Source organism: Plebeiibacterium sediminum, from assembly GCF_026013605.1.
Taxonomy (GTDB): domain Bacteria; phylum Bacteroidota; class Bacteroidia; order Bacteroidales; family Marinilabiliaceae; genus Saccharicrinis; species Saccharicrinis sediminus.
On the sequence record NZ_JAPDPJ010000185.1, the window covers coordinates 1 to 1,822 of the forward strand.

A 1,822-nucleotide genomic window follows, 5' to 3' on the forward strand; every position below is an offset into this window, starting at 1 on the left:
ATAACATCATTCAATGACGATGTTATGGTTTCAGGAAATACAGAAGGATACACTTTTGACTGGAACATATCTGCTTTGAACATCCCAGCTGATGGAGGATTACAAACAACTAATGAGTTTGATGTAGTGGTTACTCATGACGAAACAGGTTGTACCAGCGAAGCTCATGTAATTATATATGTAAATCCTGATCCAGAAGTTAAAGATGTTGAGTTTACTTATTGTGCCGATGAAGTATCAGGTTTTGATATAACATCATTCAATGACGATGTCATGGTTTCAGGAAATACAGAAGGCTATTCCTATGCATGGATAGGAGAGATGACTATCCCGGAAAATAGCAAACCACAAACAACTAATGAGTTTGGTGTTATAGTAACTCATATTGCAACTGGCTGTACCAGCGAAGCTCATGTGACTGTATATGTCAATCCGCATCCAGAGGTTAAAGATGTTGAGTTTACTTATTGTGCAGATGACGCTGCAGATTTTGATATAACTTCATTGAATGATGACGTTATGGTTTCAGGAATTACTGAAGGTTACACTTACGTTTGGGATACATCAATTTTGAACATCCCAGCTAATGGCGAATCACAAACAACTAATGAGTTTGATGTTATTGTAACCCACATTGCAACAGGTTGTACCAGCGAGGCTCATGTGACTGTATATGTCAATCCGGATCCAGAGGTTAAAGATGTTGAGTTTACTTATTGTGCCGATGAAGCATCAGATTTTGATATAACATCTTTCAATGATGATGTTATGGTTTCAGGAATTACTGAAGGTTACACTTACGTTTGGAATACATCAATTTTGAACATCCCAGCTAATGGCGAATCACAAACAACAAATGAGTTTGATGTTATAGTAACTCACATTGCAACAGGTTGTACAAGCGAGGCTCATGTGACTATAAATGTCAATCCTGATCCAGAGGTTAAGGATATAGAAGTAACCTATTGTGCTGATGAAGCTGCAGACTTTGAAATAACATCATTCAATGACGATGTTATGGTTTCGGGAATTACAGAAGGTTACACTTTTAATTGGGACAAATCTGCTTTGAACATCCCTGCAGATGGTGGATTACAAACAACTAATGAGTTTGATGTTGTTGTTACTCATATAGCAACAGGCTGTACCAGCGAAGCTCATGTGACTATATATGTCAATCCTGATCCGGAATTACAAGCTGTAAATATTACCTATCGTCCAGTTGATGCAGAGAACTTTGATATAACCTCTTTTAATGATGATGTGTTGGTTTCAGGTAATACAGATGGTTATACGTTTGAATGGGATGGTACATTAGTTATTCCTGAAGCAGGTGGTGCCATCACAACAAATACATTCAATGTTATAGTTACAGATGAAAGAACAGGTTGTACAAGTGAAACCCGTGTAATAATTACAATTAATCCAGATCCTGACGTGCAAACAGCTTCTGCAACGTATTGTGCAGATGAAGCATCTGGTTTTGATATTACTTCTTTCAATGACGATGTAATGGTTTCAGGCATAACTACAGGATATTTGTTTGAATGGAATGGAACCTTAGTTATACCAGAAGATGGAGGTGATGCAGCTACTAGTATATTTAATGTTGTAATTACAGATGAAGAAACGGGTAATACAAGTGAATCATCAGTAACTATAACTGTTAATCCGGATCCTGCAGTTCAAAATGTAGAAGCAACCTATTCTTCTGATGAAGCGATAGCCTTTGATATAACATCATTCAATGATGATGTTATGGTTTCTGGAAACATAGAAGAATACACTTTTGATTGGAATGCAACATCGTTGAACATCCCAG

The 1,822-nt window shown here is 37.0% G+C and carries 1 protein-coding gene; it reads left to right on the forward strand.

The window, feature by feature from the left end:
• A partial coding sequence (locus OM075_RS26630) for a hypothetical protein (RefSeq protein WP_301193280.1) occupies window positions 1–1,822 on the forward strand: 1,822 nt, incomplete at both ends.